Origin of the sequence: Dactylosporangium cerinum (genome assembly GCF_042653625.1) — a bacterium.
Classification (GTDB): domain Bacteria; phylum Actinomycetota; class Actinomycetes; order Mycobacteriales; family Micromonosporaceae; genus Dactylosporangium; species Dactylosporangium cerinum.
On the sequence record NZ_JBHSIU010000130.1, the window covers coordinates 419,740 to 441,899 of the forward strand.

The 22,160-nt window shown below is 71.8% G+C and carries 18 protein-coding genes; 15 read left to right on the forward strand and 3 right to left on the reverse strand.

Features of this window, described 5'->3' with window-relative positions; all coding sequences use genetic code 11:
• Positions 1–2 precede the first annotated feature (2 nt).
• From ACFPIJ_RS59845 to ACFPIJ_RS59895, 11 genes are all read left to right on the forward strand, one after another.
• Positions 3–323, forward strand: coding sequence for a hypothetical protein (locus ACFPIJ_RS59845; protein WP_380128496.1), 321 nt, complete (start codon positions 3–5; stop codon positions 321–323).
• A gap of 44 nt (positions 324–367) precedes the next feature.
• On the forward strand, positions 368–1,108 hold the full coding sequence (locus tag ACFPIJ_RS59850; protein ID WP_380128497.1) for an ROK family protein: 741 nt from the start codon (positions 368–370) through the stop codon (positions 1,106–1,108).
• A gap of 36 nt (positions 1,109–1,144) precedes the next feature.
• Positions 1,145–1,273 carry a hypothetical protein gene (locus tag ACFPIJ_RS59855; protein WP_380128498.1) on the forward strand — a complete coding sequence of 43 codons (129 nt, stop codon included), beginning with the start codon at positions 1,145–1,147 and terminating at the stop codon, positions 1,271–1,273.
• Complete coding sequence (locus tag ACFPIJ_RS59860; RefSeq protein WP_380128499.1) at positions 1,260–2,360, forward strand: nucleotide disphospho-sugar-binding domain-containing protein; 1,101 nt, start codon at positions 1,260–1,262, stop codon at positions 2,358–2,360. The genes ACFPIJ_RS59855 and ACFPIJ_RS59860 overlap by 14 nt, the downstream gene beginning before the upstream one ends.
• Entirely contained in the window at positions 2,336–2,611 is a 276-nt protein-coding gene (locus tag ACFPIJ_RS59865; RefSeq protein ID WP_380128500.1) for a DUF2277 domain-containing protein, read from the forward strand. The genes ACFPIJ_RS59860 and ACFPIJ_RS59865 overlap by 25 nt, the downstream gene beginning before the upstream one ends.
• Before the next feature lie 6 nt (positions 2,612–2,617).
• Positions 2,618–3,652 carry a hypothetical protein gene (locus ACFPIJ_RS59870; RefSeq protein ID WP_380128501.1) on the forward strand — a complete coding sequence of 345 codons (1,035 nt, stop codon included), beginning with the start codon at positions 2,618–2,620 and terminating at the stop codon, positions 3,650–3,652.
• 36 nt (positions 3,653–3,688) lie between these two features.
• On the forward strand, positions 3,689–4,081 hold the full coding sequence (locus ACFPIJ_RS59875) for a hypothetical protein (protein WP_380128502.1): 393 nt from the start codon (positions 3,689–3,691) through the stop codon (positions 4,079–4,081).
• A 102-nt stretch (positions 4,082–4,183) separates the two neighbouring features.
• On the forward strand, positions 4,184–8,113 hold the full coding sequence (locus ACFPIJ_RS59880; protein WP_380128503.1) for a choice-of-anchor D domain-containing protein: 3,930 nt from the start codon (positions 4,184–4,186) through the stop codon (positions 8,111–8,113).
• A gap of 248 nt (positions 8,114–8,361) precedes the next feature.
• A complete protein-coding gene (locus ACFPIJ_RS59885; protein WP_380128504.1) occupies positions 8,362–9,624 on the forward strand; it encodes an ABC transporter substrate-binding protein in 1,263 nt (420 codons plus the stop codon).
• Positions 9,621–10,589: a carbohydrate ABC transporter permease gene (locus tag ACFPIJ_RS59890; RefSeq protein WP_380128505.1), complete on the forward strand. Its 969-nt coding sequence runs from the start codon at positions 9,621–9,623 to the stop codon at positions 10,587–10,589. Before ACFPIJ_RS59885 ends, ACFPIJ_RS59890 begins: the two co-directional genes overlap by 4 nt.
• A gap of 114 nt (positions 10,590–10,703) precedes the next feature.
• The gene (locus tag ACFPIJ_RS59895) at positions 10,704–11,609 is read left to right on the forward strand and encodes a carbohydrate ABC transporter permease (protein ID WP_380128506.1); all 906 of its coding nucleotides are present in this window, start codon (positions 10,704–10,706) and stop codon (positions 11,607–11,609) included.
• A 531-nt stretch (positions 11,610–12,140) separates the two neighbouring features.
• Here the strand turns inward: ACFPIJ_RS59895 and ACFPIJ_RS59900 are convergent.
• Together ACFPIJ_RS59900 and ACFPIJ_RS59905 are read right to left on the reverse strand one after the other, a co-directional pair.
• Positions 12,141–13,031, reverse strand: coding sequence for a hypothetical protein (locus tag ACFPIJ_RS59900; RefSeq protein ID WP_380128508.1), 891 nt, complete (start codon positions 13,029–13,031; stop codon positions 12,141–12,143).
• Positions 13,028–14,263, reverse strand: coding sequence for an alpha/beta hydrolase family protein (locus ACFPIJ_RS59905; protein WP_380128509.1), 1,236 nt, complete (start codon positions 14,261–14,263; stop codon positions 13,028–13,030). Before ACFPIJ_RS59905 ends, ACFPIJ_RS59900 begins: the two co-directional genes overlap by 4 nt.
• Positions 14,264–14,427: 164 nt before the next feature.
• On the opposite strand from ACFPIJ_RS59905, the gene ACFPIJ_RS59910 reads away from it, so the two are divergent.
• From ACFPIJ_RS59910 to ACFPIJ_RS59925, 4 genes are read left to right on the forward strand one after another with little or no spacing between them, the layout of a single operon-like run.
• Positions 14,428–15,159 carry an ABC transporter ATP-binding protein gene (locus ACFPIJ_RS59910; protein ID WP_380128510.1) on the forward strand — a complete coding sequence of 244 codons (732 nt, stop codon included), beginning with the start codon at positions 14,428–14,430 and terminating at the stop codon, positions 15,157–15,159.
• 1 nt (position 15,160) lies between these two features.
• Positions 15,161–17,671 (forward strand): FtsX-like permease family protein, encoded by a 2,511-nt coding sequence (locus ACFPIJ_RS59915; protein WP_380128511.1) that lies wholly within the window; start codon positions 15,161–15,163, stop codon positions 17,669–17,671.
• A 9-nt stretch (positions 17,672–17,680) separates the two neighbouring features.
• Positions 17,681–19,522, forward strand: coding sequence for a sensor histidine kinase (locus ACFPIJ_RS59920; RefSeq protein ID WP_380128512.1), 1,842 nt, complete (start codon positions 17,681–17,683; stop codon positions 19,520–19,522).
• Positions 19,519–20,202, forward strand: coding sequence for a response regulator (locus ACFPIJ_RS59925; protein ID WP_380128513.1), 684 nt, complete (start codon positions 19,519–19,521; stop codon positions 20,200–20,202). The genes ACFPIJ_RS59920 and ACFPIJ_RS59925 overlap by 4 nt, the downstream gene beginning before the upstream one ends.
• 501 nt (positions 20,203–20,703) lie before the next feature.
• Here ACFPIJ_RS59925 and ACFPIJ_RS59930 read toward each other — a convergent pair.
• A complete protein-coding gene (locus ACFPIJ_RS59930; RefSeq protein WP_380128514.1) occupies positions 20,704–21,813 on the reverse strand; it encodes an RICIN domain-containing protein in 1,110 nt (369 codons plus the stop codon).
• Positions 21,814–22,160: the final 347 nt, after the last annotated feature.

A 22,160-nucleotide genomic window follows, 5' to 3' on the forward strand; every position in this document is an offset into this window, starting at 1 on the left:
AAGTGGCAGCCTACGAGCTCGGGCTGATCGAGGCGGTCGCCAAGACCCAGCGGGAGTGCTTCGAGGCGGGGGTGCGCTTCGCCCGCACCGAGGGCGTCATCCCCGCGCCGGAGCCGACGCACGCGCTCGCCGCCTGCGTCGAGGAGGCGCTGCGCTGCAAGAGGACCGGCGAGGAGAAGGTGATCCTGACCGCGCTGTGCGGGCACGGGCACCTGGACCTGCCGGCGTACGGCCGGTTCCTCGCCGGTGAGATGGAGGACAGGGAGCTGTCCGACGAGGCGCTCGCCGCCGCAGTGGCGCAACTGCCGAAGGTCCCCGCCTGAGGTCCCGTGCGCGCCCGGTCCGGTGAAGGGGCAGAATTCTGCGGATGGTGACGACGTTGACGGTCGACTGCGGTGGCGGCGGGCTCAAGGCCGCGGTGGTCGACGACGCCGACACGCTGTGCTGCGAGCCGGTGCGGGTGCCGACGCCGTACCCGCTGCCGCCGTCCAGGCTGGTGGAGACGCTGCTGGGCATCGCGGCGGGGTTGCCGGCCGCGGACCGGGTGACGGTGGGGCTGCCGGGGATGATCCGGCACGGGGTGGTCGTCGCGACGCCGCACTACGTCAACGAGGCCGGGCCGCACACGCCGGTCGACCCCGAGTTGTTCGCGTCGTGGAAGGGGTACGACGCCCGCGCCGAGCTGGAACGCGCCTTCGGCCGGCCGGTCCTCGTGCTCAACGACGCCGAGGTGCACGGCGCGGCGCTGGTCGAGGGGCGGGGCCTCGAGCTGGTGCTGACGCTCGGCACCGGGCTGGGCAGTGCCCTGTTCGACGACGGGCGGCTCGCCCCGCACCTGGAGCTGTCGCACGCGCCGTACTCGAAGGGCCGCACCTACGACGACCACCTCGGCGAGCTGGAGCGCCGCCGGCTCGGCGACCGGCGCTGGTCGCGGCGGGTGCTGCGGATCGTGGACGGGCTGCGGCCGGTGTTCCGCTGGGACCGGCTCTACCTCGGCGGCGGCAACGCGGAACGCCTGGTGGTGGCGATGCCGGACGACGTGCGGCTGGTCGCGAACCAGGCCGGGGTGCGCGGCGGCTCACGCGCCTGGACGCTCATCGGCGTGTAGCGCCCGTTTTGTCCAGAAAGAACATATCGTGGTTGGGTGACCACGGTATGTGTCGACGTTCTGGAGACGGCTCTGGAGACGGCCAGGGGCGCCGTGGCGACCCTCCGCGCGCTGCCGTCGCCCGCCGACGACACCGGCGTGCCGTCGTGCTGTGCCCGGGGCTGATCGGCTCGAAGGAGGACTTCCTGCCGCTGCTGCCCGCCCTCGCCGCCGCCGGGTACCGCGCCTAGGCCTACGACTACCGCGGCCACTGTCGTTCTTCGAGCTGTGGCCCGCGCACCTGCCGCTCGGCGGCAACGACACCCTCGACCTCGCTGTGTTCGCCGCCATCGCCGAGCGCACCGGCGCCGACGTCGTCGGGCTCGCCCGCACCTGGCGGCCGGACCTGATCGTCACCGAACCCGTCGAGTACGCCGCGCCGCTCGCCGCCACGCTCCTGGGCATCCCGTGGGTGCTGCACCACTGGGGGCTGCCGGTCCCCGACGCCGTGCACCGCACCGCCCTCGCCGACGTCACCGACCGGCTGCTGCGCCTCGCCGACACCCTGGGGGTCTCCCAGCCCGTCGACGCGCCGCTCGCCACGGTCGACACCTGCCCGCCGTCGCTGCGGCCGCCCGGCGCAGTGCCGGGGGTGGGCCTGCCGATGCGGTACGTGCCGTACAACAGCGCCAGCACGCTGCCGGACTGGCTCTTCGCGCCGCGCGTGCGCCCCCGGGTCTGCGTCTCCATGGGCACCGTGCCGATCCCCGAGGGCGTGGACGGGCTCACCGCCGCCGTCGAGGGGATGCGCGACCTGGACGTCGAGGTCGTCGTCAGCGGCGCCGGCGTCCACGGCATCGAGGACCTGCCGCCCAACGCCCGCCGCGCCGGCTGGCTGCCGCACCACCTGCTGCTGCCGACCTGCGACCTGTTCGTGCACCACGGCGGCTCCGGCAGCTCGATGGCCGCGCTCGGCGCCGGCCGCCCGCAGCTGGTCCTGCCGCAGATGTGCGACCAGTTCAGCATCGCCGCGCGGCTCACCGCCGCCGGCGTCGCGCGCAGTGTCGCCTTCGCCGAGCGCTCCGCGGACGCGGTCCGCGCCGCCGTGCGGGCGCTGCTCGCCGACACCGCCGTCACCCGCCGCGCCGGCCGGATCCGCGACGAGATCGCCGCGATGCCGGCGCCGGACTCGGTCGCCACGACCCTGGCGGGACTGACGGACCGGGCCCGACCTGGCAAGGTGGAGGCATGTGCAGGAACATCCGGGTACTGAACAACTTCGAGCCGCCGGCGACCGAGGACGAGATCGAGGCCGCCGCCATTCAGTACGTGCGCAAGGTCAGCGGGATGACCCGCCCCTCGCAGGCGAACCAGGCGGCCTTCGACGCGGCCGTCGCCGCCGTCGCCGCCGCCACGCGTGAGCTGCTCGGGTCCCTGGTGACCCAGTCACCGCCGCGCGACCGCAAGATCGAGGCAGCGAAGGCGAAGGCCCGGGCCGCGGAGCGGTACGGCACCCGCGACTGACCGCCGGTGAACCTGTTCCCGCTGCACGACGGCAACCGCAGCGTGCCGGCGGCACCCGGGGCCCGCAAGGCCACCGCCGCCGTGCCGTTCCCGGACCTCGACGAGCCGCTGCTGATCCCCGCCGCGGGTCTCGCGGTGCTGCCGGAGGCGCTGCGGCACAACGAGACCCGGGGCGGGCGCACGTTCCGGCTGTTCGCCGCCGGCGTCTGGATCAACGGGGTCAACGGCTACGCGTTCTCGCCGAGCCAGTGGCGGCCGGCGCTGTCAGTGTGGGCGTACAGCGAGGGCGGCCTCCTCGTCGAGGGGGAGTGGGGCACCGTCGAGGACTGGCTCGCCGAGCACCTGCCGCACGCCGCCCCGGACCCCGACCTGTGGGCGCGGATCGCCGCCGACCTCCGGCCGCCGCAGCCCGCACCCTCCTGGGACCTGTCCACGGCGGACGGGGCCGTGGTGTTCCCGGCCGAGGAGTACGAGCACGGCGGCTGGGAGGGCGGGTTCGCCGCCGGCTTCGCGCACGGGCCGTTCCGGTTCACCGACGACTCGGGTGCGCCCACCCAGGAGGGGGCCTACGAGCACGGGTGGCCGTCCGGCCGGTGGACCGTCCACCCGCTGCGGGGATCGGGGCGGCTCGCCGCGGCGACCGTCGACTACGCCGCGGGCGTCCCGGTCGCGTGGACGATCCCGCCCCTGGCGTTCGACACGGTGCCGCTGCGGCGGTCCTCGGGGCCGGCGGAGCCGCTCGCCTCGCTGGCCGCGGGACACGCCGGGGTGGTCCTCGTCGACTGTGCCTCGACCGGCACCTTCGAGCTGTCGCCGCAGGCCGCCGCGGACTGGTCCGGCGACGTGCTCGTCGTCGGCGTCCACCCGTCCGTGCCCGGCACGGCCACCCTCGGCGGGCACGAGATCGAGGTGCTCGTCGGGCCCGAGCTGACCGCCTCCTACGGCGGGCCGTTCCCGGTGCTGTACCTGACCGCCGAGGGGCGCTTCGCCGGCAGCTCCCGCCTGGCGTCGATCCGGTTCGGGTCACGGTTCGGCGGCTGACGGAACGCGCCGCCCGGCGGTGGCGTCGCACCGGGCATGAAGCGTCTCGCCGTCCTGCTCGCCCTCCTCGCCGCGCTCGCCGGCCTGGCCGTGGCTCTGCGCGGGCCGATCTACCGGCTCGCCTGCCCGGAGACGATCACCGCCTACGGGCAGATGCCGCGCCCGGACGTCCCGCTCGTCCGGGGCCGCTACTTCGCCCAGGTCGGTGACGGCTTCGCCGTCGGCGGCTACCGGGACCCCATGCCCGCCGGGCTCCCGCGGGTCGAGGGCGACGCGTCCGTCGCCCGGTATCTCCGTACCACGACGGCACCGACCGGGGAGCGCTGCGGCAAGGTCGTGTCCGGGTACCGGTACCACATCTACACCGCCGAAAACCCAGGCGACGTCGTCATCGACGGTCATCAGATCCAGATCGTCGCCCGCTCATGATTCGTCAAAAAATTTCAAAGCTCGGTCAGCATCTTGCGGTGAAGCATCGACCAAGTTACGGTTCGATCCTTCATCGTTGCCGTTCCCCGCCAGGAGCGTGTCATGCGCCGTGCCCTGTTCCTTCTCCTGCCGGCCGCATTGGCCGCATTTATGGTGATCGCCCTGCCGTCGGCCAACGCCGACATCACCACCGTCTCCGTGGACAACCTGCGCACCGGCTGGGACAGCGCCGAGCCGGGCCTCGCGCCCTCGGCGGTCTCCGCCTCCGACTTCGGCCAGCTGTTCTCGACCACCGTCGACGGCCAGGTGTACGCCCAGCCGATCGTCGCCGCCGGCACCCTGATCACCGTCACCGAGAACAACTGGGTGTACGGCCTCAACCCCGCGACCGGCGCCGTGGCCTGGTCCCGCAGCGTCGGACCGGCGTGGCCGGCCGCGGCGATCGGCTGCGGCGACCTGGTGCCGAACATCGGCATCACCAGCACCCCGGTCTACGACCCGGCGACCGGCTCGGTGTTCTTCATGGCCAAGGTCAACGACGGGCCGGACGCCGACCACCCGCACTTCTACCTGCACTCGATCAACCCCGCGACCGGCGCGGAGCGGGCCGGCTGGCCGGTGACGATCCAGGGCTCGCCGACCAACGACCCCGGCACCACGTTCAACGCCAAGACCGCCGCCCAGCGGCCCGGGCTGCTCCTGCTCGACGGCGTCGTCTACGCCGGGTTCGCCAGCCACTGCGACTACGGCCCCTACGTCGGCTACGTCGCCGGGGTCCGCACCACGTCGCCGCAGATGACGACGTTGTGGTCGACCGAGGCGGGCCGCAGCAACGGCATGGCCGGGATCTGGCAGTCCGGCGGCGGTCTCGTCTCCGACGGGCCCGGCCGGATCATCGTGGCCACCGGCAACGGCGTCTCGCCCGCACCCGGCCCCGGCACCAGCCCGCCCGGCACCCTCGCCGAGTCCGTGATCCGCCTGCAGGTCAACGGCGACGGCTCGCTGACCGCGAAGGACTTCTTCAGCCCGTTCAACAACAGCCGCCTCGACCAGGACGACACCGACTTCGGCTCCGGCGGCCCGATGGCGCTGCCCGCCGGCTTCGGCACCACCGCCCACCCGCGGCTGCTGGTCCAGACGGGCAAGGACGGCCGCGTGTACCTCCTGGACCGCGACAACCTGGGCGGCAACGCGCAGGGCGCGGGCGGCGGGGACGCGTCCGTCGGACCGCCCGCCGGGCCCTACAACGGCGTCTGGGGACACCCGGCGTTCTGGGGCGGCGACGGCGGCTACGTGTACCAGATCGAGAACCAGGGCTTCCTGCGCGCGTTCAAGTACGGCGTCAACGGCGCCGGCCTGCCCGTCCTCACGTCGGCCGGGACGAGCGCGTCGACGTTCGGCTACACCTCGGGCTCACCGGTCGTGACCTCCACCGGCACCACGTCCGGATCGGCGATCGTATGGGCCGTCTACAGCGACGGGTCCAACGGCGCCAACGGCCAGCTCCGCGCCTACGACGCCCTGCCGGTCAACGGGCGGCTCAACCTGCGCTACAGCGCGCCGATCGGCATCGCGACGAAGTTCGTCACCCCCGCCACCGACGGCGGCCGGGTCTTCGTCGGCACCCGCGACGGCCACCTCATCGGCTTCGGCCGGCCGACCACGGCGGCGCTGACCAGCAGCCCCACCGACTTCGGCAGCGTGGCGGTCGGCAGCACCGCCAACGCCACCGTCACCGTGACCGCGACGCGCGCCGTCAGCATCTCCGCGATCTCGACCGCCGCGCCGTTCGCCGCGACCCCGCCCGCCCTGCCGGTGAACCTCACCGCCGGGCAGACCCTGTCCGTGCCGGTGCGCTACACGCCCACCGCGACCGGCGGCGCCACCGGCAGCCTCACGTTCACCACCAACGGCGGCACCGTCCCGTTCGACCTGCACGGCGTCGGTACGCGACCGGGGCTGGGTGCGACGCCGTCGGCCCTGTCGTTCGGGACCGTCCCGACCGGGGCGAACAAGACCCTCGGCGTGAGCATCACCAACACCGGCACGACCGCGGTCACCATCACCGGGTTCACCGCGCCCGCCGCCCCGTTCACGGCCACCGGCTTCCCCGCCAGCGGCACGACCCTGGCCGCGGGCGCGTCGGTGTCGGTCTCCGTGCGGTACACCCCGGTCACCGCCGGCACGCAGAGCAGTTCGTTCATCGTGACCAGCAGCGCCGGCTCGGTCACCGTGCCGGTCAGCGGCACCGCGGTCACCGGCGCGCCGCACCTGACCATCACGCCGAACCCGGTCGCGTTCGGGCAGGTGCAGGTCGGGCAGACGGCGACAGCGGTCTTCGACATCGCCAACACCGGCAACATCGCGTTGACGCTGACGAAGGCGGCGCCGCCGGTCGGCGCGTTCAACACCACCACGCCGGTGTCGGAGGGGCAGCAGCTGTCACCGGGTGACGTCATCCACCAGACGGTCACGTTCACCCCGACCGCCACGGGCGCGCAGTCGGCGGTGTACTCGATCACCGGCGACGACGGGCAGGGCGCGATCCTCGTGCAGCTCACCGGCACCGGCGTGACCGGCGGCGGATCCGGCGGGAACCTGGCGGCGGGCCGGCCGGTCACGTCCTCCAGCGCACAGGGCGGCTACCCGGCGTCCAACGCCGTCGACGCCGACGCCAATTCGTACTGGGAGAGCGCCAACAACGCCTTCCCGCAGTGGATCCAGGTCGACCTCGGGTCGGTTGTCGCCGTCGGCAAGGTCACGCTGCGGCTGCCGCCTGCGACCGCCTGGGCCGCGCGGCGGCAGACGGTCGCGGTTCTCGACGGTGCCTCCGGTGCCGTGCTCCGCCCCGCTGCTGACGTGGCGTTCGACCCCGCGACCGGGAACACCGCGGACATCGCGGTCAGCGGCTCCGTGCGGTACCTGCGGCTGCAGATCACCGGGAACACCGGGTGGCCCGCCGGGCAGCTGTCGAGCCTGGAGGTGTACGGCTCCGGCAGCGGTCCTGGCGTGCTGTCCCTGAGCCCCACCTCGTTGGCGTTCGAGGACACCGCGGTCAACGACAACAGCGACTGGCAGACCGTGCTCGTCACGAACACCGGCACCGGGCCGGCCACGATCTCCGGGATCACCGCCACCGGCGACTTCACGCGGGTCACGACCTGCGGGACCGTCATCGCGGCGGGTGCGAACTGCACCGTCACGGTCACGTTCCACCCGACCGCCGCCGGCAACCGGACCGGCTCGCTGACGGTCTCCTACGGCGGGTCGTCGGTCGGTGTGGCGCTGTCCGGCACCGGCGTGGCCACGGGCTCGGCGACGCTGACCGCGAACCCGACGTCGCTCAACTTCGCCGCAACCACCGTCGGCTCGTTCAGCGGCGCGCAGACGGTCACGGTCACCAACACCGGCACCGCGGCGGCGACGATCTCCGGGGTCACCGTCGCCGGCGACTACACGCAGACGAACACCTGCGGCTCGGCGCTTGCGGTGGGCGCCAGCTGCACGGTCAGCGTCGTCTTCCGGCCGACCGCCACCGGCACGCGGACCGGTTCCCTGACGGTGGCTTCCACCGCCGCGCCGTTGACCGTGGTCCTGTCCGGGCAGGGTGCCTCGGCGTCCGGGCCGAACCTCGCCCTGGGCCGGCCGACCAGCCAGTCGTCGTCGACCCAGGCGTACGGCTCCGGCAACGTCGTCGACGGCAACGCCAACACGTACTGGGAAAGCGCCAACAACGCCTTCCCGCAGTGGGTGCAGGTCGACCTCGGTTCCAGCGTCTCCGTCGGCCGGGTCACGCTGCGGCTGCCCCCGTCGACGGCGTGGGCGACCCGCACCCAGACGGTCGCGGTCACCGACGGCGCGACCGGCGCCACGCTGCGTGGATCGATCACGGTCACGTTCGACCCGGCCAGTGGCAACACGGCGATCCTGTCGTTCCCGGCGGCGAACGTGCGATACCTGCGCCTGGTCTTCACCGCCAACAGCGGCTGGCCTGCCGGGCAGCTGTCCGAACTGGAGGCATACAGCATGTAGGCTGCCTGCTTGCAGGCACTGTGGCGTCGCCCGGGGTCTATCGGCCCCGGGCTTCCGCGCGGGATCGAACCATACTTCACGTTGTGATATAAGTCATCCGTGCGTCTTGGGTAATCACCCGGTCGACGTATTCGAATCAACCGGACGTTCATCACCAAACGACTTCCGTGAGCACTAGGTTCACTCGACGACATGAGTGTGCCGCGCCAGATGGATTCGCCCGCCAGCGAGGCCACGGGAGGTTCGACGTGTGGAAGGGCCGCCTGGCCATCATCTCGCTGCTGGTCGTGTCGCTGTTGTCGGGGCTGTCGATGCTCACCGTCGGCGGCGCCAGCGACGACCAGCTCGAGGTCTACTCCTGGTGGACCGGTCCCGGTGAGGAGGAGGGCCTGGCCGCGATGGCCGAGGCCTTCGAGACCGCCAACCCCGGGATCCGTTTCGTCAACGCCGCGGTGTCCGGCGGCGCCGGCTCGAACGCCAAGGCGATCCTGGCCAGCCGGCTGCTCGCCAACGACCCGCCCGACTCCTACCAGCGGCATGCGGGTCTGGAGCTGCTCGACGACGTGCGTTCCGGCAAGGTCCAGGACCTGACGTCGCTGTACGAGGAGCAGGGCTGGGGCAAGGTCTTCCCGAAGGGCCTGCTGGACAACCTCACCATCGACGGCAAGATCTACGCCGTCCCCGTGAACATCCACCGGGCGAACCTCATCTGGTACAACCCGCGCACCCTTCGCGAGCTCGGCATCGCCGGACCGCCGAAGACGTGGGCGGAGTTCCTGACCCAGGCCGCGACCATCAAGGGCAAGGGCAAGGTGCCCCTCGCCGTCGGCCCGGAGTGGACGCAGAAGCACCTCATGGAGACCGTCCTGCTCGGCGAGCTCGGCGCCGACAGCTACGAACGGCTCTTCTCCGGCGACCTGCGCTGGACCTCGCCCGAGGTGAAGTCGGCGCTGGACATGTTCGGCAAGGTGCTCGACGCCTCCGACGTGAAGTCCGCGGCGGGGGAGTGGCAGCTGCAGCTCGACCGGATCGTCGAGGGCTCCGCGGTGTACTCGGTGATGGGCGACTGGAGCTCCTCCTACCTCGAGCAGTCGAAGAAGCTGCAGTGGAAGGACGGCTACGACGTCGCCGTGTCCCCGGGCACAGAGGGCGTCTACGACTTCCTCTCCGACTCCTTCACCCTGCCGACCGGCGTGCGCAGCCCCGACCTGTCGCGCAAGTGGCTCATCGAGTGCGGCTCCGCCGCCGGGCAGAACCTCTTCAACCCGCTGAAGGGTTCGATCCCCGCCCGCACCGACGCTTCTGCCGATCTCTACCAGGGCTACCTCGGCTGGACGCTGCAGCAGTGGCGCGACCCGAAGACCCGCATCGTCGGCTCCCTCGCGCACGGCGTCGTGGCCAACAACGCCTACAACGCCGAGATCGACTCGGCGCTCGGGCTGTACGTCCAGCACGGCGACCTCGGCAAGTTCGCCAGCACCGTGCAGCAGCAGTTCCAGGAGACACGATGAGCGCGCCAGTCCACGTGCCGCGGCACTCCAACGCCCCGCCGGCCGTCCCGTTCACGCCACCCCCGATCCGCCGCCGTAAGCGCCGCGGCCCGGCGTGGCTGGCCGGGTTCCTCCTTGTGTCGCCGTCGCTGATCCTCATCGGCGTCTTCGTCTACGGCTTCCTCGGCTGGAACGTCCGCGTCTCCTTCACCAACTGGCGTGGCCTGTCGCCCTCCTACCACTTCGTGGGCCTCGACAACTACACGCGGCTCCTCCACGACGAACGCTGGCACGCTGACGTGCGCAACCTCGTCGTCTTCACCTTCGTCTTCGTCGGCGGCGCCCTCCTGCTCGGCTTCCTCATGGCCATGCTGCTGGACAAGGGCGTCCGCGGCGAAGGCTTCCTGCGCGGCGTCTTCCTCTTCCCGATGGCCATCTCGTTCATCGCCACCGCCATCGTCTGGCGCTGGCTGCTGGACAACGGCTCCGGCGACAACACCGCCGGCCTGAACAAGCTCTTCGCCGTCGTCGGCCTGGACTTCCTGCGCAGCGACTGGCACAAGTCCGACTCGATCTGGGCGATCGCCGCCGTCGCGCTCCCCGCCGGCTGGGCCCTCTCCGGCTACGTCATGGCTCTCTTCCTCGCCGGCATGCGCGGCGTGCCCGAGGCCCTGCGCGAATCCGCCCGCCTCGACGGCGCCAGCGAGACCCAGGTCTTCTGGCACGTGGTCCGCCCCGCCCTACGCCCCGTCACCTTCAGCGCCATGCTCATCATGATTCACATCTCGCTGAAGACCTTTGATCTTCTCTACGCCCTGGACCAGGGCAACCTGCGCATCGACACCCCCTCGCTCTACATGTGGTTCACCACCTTCGACGGCGGCTTCTACGACCGCGGCGCGACCATCGCAACGGTCCTGCTCATCGGTGTGGCCCTCGTCGTCGGCCCCTATGTCTGGTACGCACTGCGCACGGAACGGCGGTAGACGCATGGTGCCCTGGTTCGCCTGTATGTCGTCCCGTCCTGCCTCGCTTTGCTCTGCCCCGCTTTGCTGTGCCCCGCTTTGCTCTGCCCCGCTTCCGGGACGGGGGTAGTCGTCATGGTGCGCGCAACCGCCACGGTGCCCCGGCACGTGGTCTCCGACCCCATCCCGCCCGCGACGTCGAAAGCCGCCGGCGGCGCCCGCAGCGTCGTGCGCTACGTCGTGCTGTGGGCCCTCGCGTGCTTCTTCCTCCTGCCGGTGTACGTCCTCGTCGTGACCTCCTTCAAAGACCCCGTCGACGTGTCGGTCACCAGGATCTGGGAGCTGCCGACCAGCTTCTCGCTGGACAACTTCGGCCTCGTCTGGCCCAAGCTCTCCTCCGGCTTCCGCAACAGCCTCTCCCTGGCGATCCCGGCCAGCTTCCTCTCCGCGCTGCTCGGCTGCGCCAACGGCTTCGTGCTGTCGAAGATCCGCTTCCCGTTCTCCAACGTGGTCTTCCCGCTGATCCTGTTCGGCATCTTCGTGCCCTACCAGGCCGTCATCATCCCCGTCTCACAGACCATGACGGCGGTCGGCCTGCGCGGCGGCAACGACCCGACCGGCGGTCTCGCCGGCCTGATGCTCATCCACATCATCTACGGCCTGCCGATCACGACCCTCATCTTCCGCAACCACTTCGTGGCCATGTCCAACACCCTCCTCGAGTCGGCCCGCCTCGACGGCGCCGGCATCCTGCGCAGCTTCGTCGACATCGCGGTGCCCCTCGCCAAGCCGGCGTTCGCGGTCGCGATCATCTGGCAGTTCACCTCCTCATGGAACGACTTCATGTTCGGCGCCATGATGACCAGCCGCGACTCGTGGCCGGTGACGATCGCCCTGAACAACATCGCCGGTGGTCAGTCCGTCCCCTTCGGCCAGGCGATGGCCGGCGCCCTGCTGGTGAGCCTCCCCACACTCGCCCTCTACATCATGTTGGGCCGCTTCTTCATGCGAGGCCTGCTCGCCGGCACCCTGCAGGACTGAGATAGGTACCCGCACCATTCCTTCCTAGGCACAATTACCGATGCGCAGCACCCGCCTTTGCCGAGATGCTCCTCCCTGCGATCGATTACCGACCTTGGAGGTTCTGTCATGAACGACATCACGCGCGGCTGGGCGGGTCCAAGCCTCCGTGGCTGGGCGGGTCCAAGCCTCACCGGCCCTGGATGACCCACAACGACGCGGCCAGCCGCCGGCCGGGCGCCCGGTGCCGGGTGCCCCGACGCCCTGCTGGACGATCTTGCGGGCGTGGTCGAAGGAGGGCCTGGTCGCGTGGACGACCCCGGCGCTCCTTCGATCTGTGAGGGTTTTGGTCAAGGGGTGGGTGTGGGTCTGGACGGATGTCCGGACCTCAAGCGGAGCCGGAACGCTGCCGTAGCTGCCGTAGCTGCCGTGCTGCCGCGCTGCGGTGGCGCCGTGCTGCGGTGGCGCCGTGCTGCGGTGCCGCCGTGCTGCGGTGCCGCCGTGCTGCGGTGCCGCCGCTGGGGTGGTCTGGCCGGTGGTGTCGTCAGCCGCTCAGGTGAACTGCCGAGGCTGAGCCGCAGAACCGCACTCGCACCGGAACCCGTAGATCGAGCCGGCCACGCCGCCGAACTCGCCGGTCCGCACCTGCCCGACGAACCACATCGGCCGCCCGCAACAGCCGGGCCACTGCGGATACGCCTGCAACCACTCGGGTCTCCCGCCGAGCCGTCCCACGTCGTCCCATCGACGTTCGCCGGCCGGGGCGAGCCGCAACCGCAGCGGCTCCGGTTCGTCGTCAGGTGGGTAGCCGGGACACGACTCGGCGCGCTGCTCGTCGAATCTTCCCAGCCGCCAGCCGTAGTCGCCACGCAGGTCCTCGTCCGCGTCGCACTCGGAGCAGAAGCTCATCACGAACGGATGCCCGCCGCCCCGCACTGCGACCGGCAACAACGCGTCACCCACCAGCAGCGGCACCGTGAGCGGCAGCGCGCACCCCAGTCCGCGCGGATCCTCGAACACCGTGCCCGGATCCACGAACACCGCCAATCTCGGGTCCGCCTTCCGTGCCGTCACGATCGTGCGCGGCTGCGACACGTACCGCCGCTCGGCCGGGCCATCCGCCGGCACCCACACGCCGCGCGCCCCGCACATGTCGTTGACCACCTCGGATGTCTGCGCCAGCCGCGTGAGGTGGCCGACGGCGCGGTCGGTGTCGACGCCGAGCAGCAGGTCGACCCGGGCCGAGTCGAGATCCGCAGGTGCGTCATAGCGCCGGACCTCTGCGGGCGGCGACGCGGCGATCCGGTCGGCGAGCCGGTCCACGACGTCGTCGGGGGCGCTCTCGGACGTCCGCCAGAAGCCGACCCAGTCGGCGTCGATGAGCCGGGCCACGGCGGCGTCGGTGAAGTCCTCCAACACCGTGCCACGGTACTGACCGCTCATGCCACGAACCCGATCTCCGGATACCGGGCCGACGGCGCGTCGAGCAACGTCGAGCCGATGCCGCGCAGGTGCAGGTCGAAGAACGCGCCGACATACGCCCTGGCCACGGCCGCCACCCGCGGACCGTCGATCGTGCCGTAGGCGTCAGTGACCTGGGCGCCGGGCAGCGCGGCGAGCGCCGGCACCATCAGCACCGAGTCGTGGAACGACAGGTGCCGGGCAGCGGGCATCCGCAGCTCGCGGTGCCAGCCACGGAGATGGTCGGCGAACGCGCCCCAGCCTGGGGTGTTGCCACGGTCGGTGTCACCCGCGGCGAACAGCAGGAACGGCCGGTCCAGCCCGGCGGCGGCGTCCACGCCGTAGAGCGCGCCGTCGAGGTTGAGCCCGGCACGGATGCGCCGGTCGTCGTGCATCACCTGGGCGGCCGTGGCGCCGCCAAGCGAGTGGCCGAGCACACCGATGCGGGACAGCTGCAGGGAGCCGCACGTCCCGGCCGGGAGCCGGCGCCGCTGCGCGTCGGGGTTGCCGCCGCTGTCGAGGACCGCCAGCCGGTCCAGCACGAACCGCAGGTCGGCGGATCGGACGGCGACCATCTTCGCCGCGAACGCGTCGAACTGCGCCGGATCCTGGATCTGCGCGACCAGCGCGGTGATCGTGTTGGGCTCCACACGCCCGCCGGGGAACTCGACCGCCAACGGGTCGTGGGTGTGGTCGACGGTGACCACCACGTGTCCGCGGCTGGCGAGCTCCTCCACGAGTGCGGCGCTGGAGTTGCGCTCGGCGCCGAAACCGGGCGAGAACAGCACCACCGGCCAGCCACCACGCCGAGTGGCGACCGGAGCGCCCGCGTGCGCGTGCGTGCGGACCTCGGCGAGCCCCGGCAGGTCCCGCTGGACGCCGCTGACCGTCTCGGCGAGATCCCTTCCGACGGGTCCCGCCTCCGCCGGAGTCAGCCAGGGAACGGGCGGTCCGGCTGCATGTGCGATGGGATACCACAACTGGATCATGAGCTCCCTGGGCCGGGCGGGCGCCATCCACGGATCGGTCCGCGACGGGTCCACCAGGTGCAGCGGGACAGACCCGATCGGGTGCGGACCGGTCGGCGCGGGCAACCGGAACGCGGGCCTGGCGCCCCGTGACGCAGTGGCTGGCAGCGCGGTGCACAAGATGAGGCCGGCGCTGATGGCGGCGGCGCCCAGCAGTCGGCGGCGGGTCAAAGACAGGTGACGCATCGCGGGTCCTCTCGCTCGGGTGCCGCCGAAGTTAGCCCCGCCGCGGTGGTCGTGTCGTCGTCCCCAGGACCGACCCGGATCCGGCCGTGTCCGACTTGAGTAGGACACCCATGGTGTGCCTGACGATGACGACACGGCACCCGCGCGCCGCCTACCTTGCCCGCATGACAACGACGCTCGCGGTCGAAGTGACCGACCTGGTGAAGGTGTATGGAACAGGCGACACCACAGTGCGCGCGCTGGACGGCGTCGGCGTCGCGTTCCCGGTCGGCGAGTTCACCGCGATCATGGGGCCGTCCGGCTCGGGCAAGTCCACGCTCATGCACTGCCTCGCCGGGCTGGACTTCGCCACGTCCGGCTCGGTCCGGCTCGGTGGCACGGAGCTGACCGGCCTGTCGGACAAAGCACTGACGCTGCTGCGCCGGCAGCGGGTCGGGTTCGTGTTCCAGTCCTTCAACCTGCTGCCGACGTTGACCGCCGAGCAGAACATCCTGCTGCCGTTCGACCTCGCCGGGCGAAAGCCCGACCGCCGGCGGCTGGAGCAGGTGGTGTCGGTGCTGGGCCTCGGCGAGCGGCTGCGGCACACGCCGGGCCACCTCTCCGGCGGGCAACAGCAGCGGGTGGCGTGCGCCAGGGCGCTGCTCGGCCGCCCCGACGTGATCTTCGCCGACGAGCCGACCGGCAACCTCGACTCCCGCACGGGGGCGGACGTCCTCGACGTCCTGCGGCGCAGTGTCCGGGAGCTGGGCCAGACCGTGGTCATGGTGACACATGATCCGGTTGCGGCCTCCTACGCGGACCGGGTGGTGATGCTCGCCGACGGACGCATCGTCGACGAGCTGCGCCACCCCACCTCCGAGGCGGTCCTGGACCTGCTCAAGCGGCTGGGGGCCTGACATGCGGCGCACCGCACTGGCGGGACTGCGTCCCAGACGGCTCGTGCCCACCGCGATCGCCGTCGTGCTGGCCGTCGGGTTCGTCGCCGGCATCATGATCTTCGGAGACACGACCCGTGCCGCGCTGCTGGACGAGTATGCGCGCGCGGCCCGCAACGTCGACGTCGCCCTGACCGCGGCCGAGGGGAACAGACTGCCACTGTCCACAGTGGATGAGGTCAGCCGTGTCGACGGCGTCACGTCCACCGAGGGACGTATGGCGGAGCAGGCGCCGCTCGTCGACCGTCAAGGACGCCTCGTCACCGAGTTCGGCGCCCCCGGTCATGCCATCGACGTCGGCGACCACCCTGAGCTGCGCCCGTTCGACCTGCGTACCGGCCAGGTGCCGCAGGCGGAGGGGGAAGCGGCGCTCGACGCCCGCACCGCCCGACGGACCGGTTACAAGGTCGGCGACACCGTCACGCTCATCGGCGCGGACGAGCAGCCGCACGAGTTCCGGCTCGTCGGGATCGTCGACATCACCGGTGTGGACGGCGGCAACACCTCCACGGTCGTGCTGACCCGGCCGGCGCTCGTGCGGCTCACCGGGGCCACCGGTTACCGGGAGGTCGTAGCGGCCGTCGCCGACGGCACCGCGCCGTCGGACGTGGTGTCCCGGGTGACCGCGACGGGCAAGGTGCGCACCGGCGACCAGCTGCGCCGTGACCTGGCCCGCGAAGCGTTCGGGCAGATCGACGGGCTGCTCCTCGGCCTGCAGCTGTTCGCCGCGGTCGCGGTGCTGGTCGCCGCGCTCGTCATCGCCAACACGTTCAACATTCTGCTCGCGCAACGCATACGGGAGACGGCGCTCCTGCGGTGCGTCGGTGCGACCCGCGCACAGGTGTTCCGGCGGGTCGTCGCCGAGGCCGCCGCAGTCGGGTTCACCGGCGCGACACTCGGAACGGGCGTCGGCGTCGCGATCGGTTCCGGACTGTCCCACGGCGCGGCGCTGCCCGGGATCGGGCTGCCCAGCGGCCGGCTGGTGGTGGGCGTCCCGCCGGTGCTGGTGGCGTTGCTCCTCGGTGTCGTCCTGACGATCGTGTCGGCGCTGGTGCCGGCGGTCCGGGCGACCCGGGTGCCACCGATCGCGGCGCTGCGTGTCACTCCACTCGGCGGCGGCGGTGGCCGGCGTGGACGGGTCGTGCTCGTCGCGGTCGCGGCAGCGCTCGTCCTCGGCGGGACGGCCCTGACCATGGTCGGATTGCGCACCGGCGATCCGCAGACGGCGATGGCGATCGTCATGGCCGGCGGCTCGTGCGTGTTCCTGGCGGTGCTGCTGCTGTCGCCGTTGTTCCTCGGCCCGCTGGTGTCGGCGTTGGGATGGCTGCCCGGCCTGCTCGTCGGCGTACCGGTCCGCCTGGCCGCCGCCAACGCCCGGCGCAACCCTGGCCGCACGGCGGCGACGACGGCCGCGCTGCTCGTCGGGGTCGCGTTGATGGCCGGTGGCAGCACCATCGCCGCCACCGTCAACCGCACCGCCGAGGCCCAGCTCAACCTCGCGTTTCCCGTCGACTACCTGCTCACTCCGGCGGTCACCAGCGGCGACCGCGAGGCGACGGTCCCGCCGTCGGTCACCGCCGGGCTGCGCACCGATCCTACGTTCGATCTTGTCGCGGCGGTCAGGCACGACACCGCCAAGACGTCCGGCGGGGCGCTGCGCGTCGGGACGATCGACGAGGCGGCGATTGGCACGGCGTACCGGCCCGTGGTCACCACCGGGCGACTGTCCGACCTCAGGCAGGGGACCGCCGTCGTGGCCAGCGGCTCCGACGTCATCGTCGGCCGGCACGTCGGCGACCAGCTCCGGCTGACCGGCAGCGGTGGCCGGACGATAACGGTGACGGTCGCCGCGACGGTCCAGAGCGCGACCCTCGTCGGTGACGTCGTCATCACGGGGGCGGACTTCGGGGCGCTGTTCCCGGCAGCGGCCGGCGACTCGCTCGTCATGCTCCGCACCGCCGCCGGTGTGTCCGCGGTGACGGCACACGACCGGCTCGACACCGTCCTCGCCACGCATCCGCTCGTCCAGGTCGACGATCTCGCCGAGTTCCGCGACGAACGCAACGCCGCGATCGACCAGATCGTCGCCGTGATAGCGGTCCTGCTCGCGCTCGCGCTGATCATCGCGCTCGTCGGCATCGCCAACACGCTGTCGCTGTCGGTGCTGGAACGCACCCGGGAGTCAGCATTGCTCCGGGCGCTCGGCCTGACCCGTGGTCAGCTGCGCGCGACGCTGCTCGCCGAGGCGTTACTCATGGCGGCGGCCGGTGCCGTCGTCGGCGTCACGTTCGGCCTCGTCTACGGGTTGCTGACCGTTGATGCCGGGTTCGGCGACGTCGAAACCAAGGTCGCGATCCCGGTCGGGCAGTTGGCGGCATTCGTGGGGCTCGCCGCACTGGCAGGCGCACTCGCCGCAGTCCTGCCGTCACGCAGAGCGGCAAACGCCGCGGTCGTCGTCGCCTTGGCCGATTGACGACCTATCGTGGACGACGTGTGGAACGGCGAACACCTGCAGCGCATCAGGACCTGGCTGTTCGACGGGGGCGTCGCGGGATCCGTGCTGTACGTGACGCTGTTGGAGCGTCGGCCGGAGCCTGCCGTCGTGGCCATCGGGCTGGTCATGGCGGCCGCGATGCTGGGCCGCCGCCGCTATCCGGTGACCGTCGCCTGTGTCGTCTACACGGCGGCACCGCTGCACCTGCTGTTCGACGACGCGATGCGGCTCTATGACATGGCGGTGCTGATCTCGATGTTCGCCGTCGTCAAGTACCGGCCGCAGCTCTTCTGGGGCATCCTCGCGGGTGTCGGCGCGGCTCTCGGCGTCGTGATCGGCGCCGCTGTCGAGGCCCGCCGGACCGACAACTTCGGCACCATCGCCTGGGTCATCGGCGCGCTGACCGTCGCCGTGTGGTTCTCGGCGTACGGCGTGAGGACCAGACGGCTGTACGTGGCGAGCCTCGAGGAGCGCGCCGCCACACTCGAGCGCGAGCGCGACCACCTGGCCCGTCTCGCCGTCGCCGACGAGCGGGCCGCGATCGCGCGGGAGCTGCACGACGTCGTCGCGCACAGCCTGAGCGTGATGATCGTGCAGGCGGACGGCGCCGGGTACACCCTGGACCCGTCCGCGTCACGTGCCCGCCAGGCGCTCGACACGATCGCCGCTACGGGCCGCGACGCCCTCGAGGACATGCGCCGCGTCGTGAGCGTGCTGCGCGGCACGTCGCCAGGGACGGACACCACGTCCAGGCGCCGGGTCGGTCTCGCCGAGCTCGACCGGCTCGTCGAGCGGGCCGGCCTGCGGGTCGACCTCGACACGGTCGGCACCCCGACGGGGTTGAGCGTGGCGGAGGAGCTGACGGCGTACCGGATCGTCCAGGAATCGCTGACCAACACCCTCCGGCATGCGGGACCGGACGCGAAGGTCACGCTGCGCCTGGAGTACGCGTCCGGGTTCATCGCGATCGAAGCCACCGACGACGGCGGCAGCCGTCCCACCGTCGCGGCCACCACGCGGGGCGGTCACGGCCTGGTCGGTATGCGGGAGCGGGTTGCGCTGCACGGCGGGACCGTGAACGCAGGTCCGCGGTTCGACGGGGGTTGGAGCGTCGCCGCCACAATTCCCAGAGCACCCCGGGTCATGGGGGGAGACCACGGAGCCAGGACGGCCGGGGAGCCGATGCCGCCTGCGGAGCACGTCGGCGCCGTCGAGCCCGGCGCCGTCGAGCCCGGCAGCGCCGGAGCGGTCGAGCCCGACGGTGCCGACGTGGTTGAGCCCGGAGATCTCGGCTCGGCTGAGCCCGGCCGTTTCGGCAGGATTGCGCCGAGCGGTGCCGGTGTGGGTGGGCCGGGTGGCGCTGGTGTGGTCGGGTCTGGCGGTGTGGGTGAGCTGGGTGGTCTGGGTCTGGCTGGGTCCGGTCGTCTCGGCTCGGCTGAGCCCGGCCGTTTCGGCAGGATTGCGCCGAGCGGTGCCGGTGTGGGTGACCTGGGCGGCGCTGGTGCGGTCGGGTTCGGCGGCGCTGGTGTGGGTGGGCTGGGCGGCGCTGGTGCGGTCGGGTTCGGCGGCGCTGGTGTGGGTGGGCTGGGCGGTTCGGGTCGGGCTGGGTCTGGTCGTCTCGGTGTGGGTGGGCCGGGTGGCGCTGGTGTGGGTGGGTCGGGGGGTTCGGGTCGGGCTGGGTCTGGTCGTCTCGGTGTGAGCGGGCCGGGCGGCGCTGGTGGGGGTGAGCGGGCCGGTCCAGGTCCGGCTGGGTCCGGTTGTCTCGGTGGGGGTGAGCTGGGCGGTGTCGGGAGCGGCGGGTCTGGCGTGGTCGAGGCTGGTCGCCGGTGAGCGAATCGGTGATCCGGCTCGTGATCGTCGACGATCAGGAGCTGATCCGGGCGGGCTTCCGCATGGTGTTGTCCGCGCAGGACGACATGGTCGTGGTCGGGGAAGCGGGCGACGGGGCGGAGGCGTTGCGGCTGCTGCGCCGGGTTGAGGCCGACGTGGTGGTGATGGACATCCGGATGCCGGTGATGGACGGCATCGCGGCGACCGAGGCGTTGTGTGCGAGGCCGGGCGGGCCGCGGGTGTTGATCCTGACCACGTTCGACACGGACGAGGACGCGTTCGCGGCGTTGCAGGCGGGGGCGAGCGGGTTTCAGCTGAAGAACGCGCCGCCGGCGAGTCTGCTGGCGGCGATCCGGGCGGTTGCCGGCGGTGAGGCGATGGTGGCGCCCAGGGCCACGCGGAGCCTGCTGGACAGGTTCGCGGGGAAGTTCGTGGCGGCGCCGCCTGTGGTCGACGATCCGGACGCGTTGCGGCGGCTTGCCAGCCTCACGGACCGGGAGCGGCAGGTGCTGCTGCTCGTCGCCGAGGGGTTGTCGAACGTGGAGATCGGGGACCGGCTCAACGTGGCGGAGACGACGGTCAAGACGCACGTGGGGCGGGTGCTGACCAAGCTGGAGGTGCGCGACCGGGTGCAGGCGGTCGTGTTCGCGTATCAGATCGGACTGATCCGCACCGACTGATTGCGGGTGAGAGCCTGCCGAAACCGCCCGCACGTCCGTCGGACCCACACTGGCCTTCGATCATCAGGAAGATCCACGCTGGAGCCGGGCGGACCAGTGCACCGACTCGGAATCGCAAAGTCTTCCGGATCAGGGACAAGGCGACGCGGCTCAGGGGTGTCTCCGCGCAGGTCAGGCGGGGCGACGACGACGCCGGTATCGGGGGGACGGCGGGCGGGGCCCTAGGGGATCGGCCGGACCGGAGGTTGGGGACCGGGTCGTCCTGCCGCACGAGTCGCCGCGGACCGCTGGCCGGAAAGCTGCATGTCAGGGACGCCAACCGACGGGGGAACGCTCGTGCCGACACGCAGGATCGCGCTGAGGACCACGGCGTTCGGTGGCACGAAGACGGCAGCCACAAGGCCGAAATCGAGCCGCTGGTACAGGGGCGAAACCGACCGGGGCGGCGCCGCGGGGCAGGAGGGGGCCCCGCGGCGCCGCAGGAGCGACGGAAAACACTGGTCAGGGACGCGCGGCCCAGCGCTGGGCGCCGGTGCCGTTGCAGGTCCACAGCTGGACCTTGGTGCCGTTGGCGGTGCCGGAGGCGTTCACGTCGACGCACTTGCCGGAGCCGGTGCCGGTGATGGAGCCGTTGGCGTTGAACGTGAACTTCTGTGCGTTGGTGCCGTTGCACTCCCAGATCTGGATCTTCGTGCCGTCGGCGGTGCCGTTGCCGTTGACGTCGAGGCAGCGGTTGCCGTAGACGCGGAGCTCGTTTGCGGCGGTCCTGGTCCACTTCTGGTTGGTGCCGCCGTGGCAGTCCCAGATGTGGATCTGGGCGCCGGCGGTGGTGCTGGCGCCGGAGACGTCCATGCAGCGGTTCGCCTGCGGGTTGACCAGTGACACGGCGGTGCCGACGGGCGGGATCGTCGGGGTGAGGCTGCCCGGCACGGACTGCAGGGCGCTGTACCAGCGGGCCGCCATCTTGTCGTAGCCGGTGGCGTTGGGGTGCACGCCGTCGGCGAGGTCGGCGGTCGTGATCGCGGAGTGCATGTCGACGAGGTGCGTGAGCGGGCCCTTGCCGGCGACGATGCCGGGCAGCGCCGCGTTGTACGCCTGGACGCGCGCCTCCTGGGTCGCGTTGGTCTCCGGGGTGATCTGCGCGACGAACAGCTCCACCGACGGCGCGTTCGCCCGGATCTTGTCGATGAGGGCGGACAGGCGCGCGGGGGCGTTGGCGACGTCGTAGTTCTGGTTCATGTCGTTGGTGCCGATGTGCAGCAGGATCGTGCGCGGCGAGGTCGCGGCGAGCCAGCCGACGATGTTGGCGTCGAGCTGGTCGATCCGCCAGCCGGAGTGGCCCTCGTGGTCGTGGTCGGGCAGTGACGCAGGGCCGTTGAAGCCGGAGCCGACGAAGTCCACCGTGTACCCGCCGGCCGCAAGGCGTTGCCACAGGTTGATCCGGTAGCCGCCGGGCACGTTGAACCCGTCGGTGATCGAGTCGCCGAGCGGCATGACCCGGACACCGCCGTTGGACTCGGCCTGTGCCGGTGCCGCGGTGGCGAAGGTGAATCCCGCGGCGAGGGCGAGCCCGAGCCCGGCGGCGGCGAGCCGCCTGAGATTGCGTCGCATGTGCTGGTTCCTCTCGTCTGGGCCGTCCGAGGGCGGTCCGCTCGGCGCGGGGTCCTGGCGGGGTTCCCGGGCGTTGCGGCGGGGACGGTCGCATCGAGTTTTGGCGATGTACTCCGAAGCTGGGAGCCCAGTGGCGCGCCGGACCGGTCGAACGCCACCGACGCTGCGCCGAGCGGTTGCCGCCCACCGGAGCGGGGAAGGACGGTCAACCGACGCGTCGGTGCTTTGCAAGAACGCGTACGAATCCAGCAAAGATGAGTCTGGATATTGCGTAGTGGTGTCGGCGGGGTTACCGTCCCTCTTGCACCGCCGCCAACCGGTGCGCCGAAACCCACCCCGCCGTTCGA

Coding starts and splice junctions, on each gene's coding strand:
- ACFPIJ_RS59880 (WP_380128503.1), top strand. CDS start 4,184: ATGCGCCGTGCCCTGTTCCTTCTCCTGCCGGCCGCATTGGCCGCATTT.
- ACFPIJ_RS59875 (WP_380128502.1), top strand. CDS start 3,689: ATGAAGCGTCTCGCCGTCCTGCTCGCCCTCCTCGCCGCGCTCGCCGGC.
- ACFPIJ_RS59850 (WP_380128497.1), top strand. CDS start 368: ATGGTGACGACGTTGACGGTCGACTGCGGTGGCGGCGGGCTCAAGGCC.
- ACFPIJ_RS59910 (WP_380128510.1), top strand. CDS start 14,428: ATGACAACGACGCTCGCGGTCGAAGTGACCGACCTGGTGAAGGTGTAT.
- ACFPIJ_RS59890 (WP_380128505.1), top strand. CDS start 9,621: ATGAGCGCGCCAGTCCACGTGCCGCGGCACTCCAACGCCCCGCCGGCC.
- ACFPIJ_RS59900 (WP_380128508.1), bottom strand. CDS start 13,031: ATGAGCGGTCAGTACCGTGGCACGGTGTTGGAGGACTTCACCGACGCC.
- ACFPIJ_RS59905 (WP_380128509.1), bottom strand. CDS start 14,263: ATGCGTCACCTGTCTTTGACCCGCCGCCGACTGCTGGGCGCCGCCGCC.
- ACFPIJ_RS59895 (WP_380128506.1), top strand. CDS start 10,704: ATGGTGCGCGCAACCGCCACGGTGCCCCGGCACGTGGTCTCCGACCCC.
- ACFPIJ_RS59865 (WP_380128500.1), top strand. CDS start 2,336: ATGTGCAGGAACATCCGGGTACTGAACAACTTCGAGCCGCCGGCGACC.
- ACFPIJ_RS59915 (WP_380128511.1), top strand. CDS start 15,161: ATGCGGCGCACCGCACTGGCGGGACTGCGTCCCAGACGGCTCGTGCCC.
- ACFPIJ_RS59930 (WP_380128514.1), bottom strand. CDS start 21,813: ATGCGACGCAATCTCAGGCGGCTCGCCGCCGCCGGGCTCGGGCTCGCC.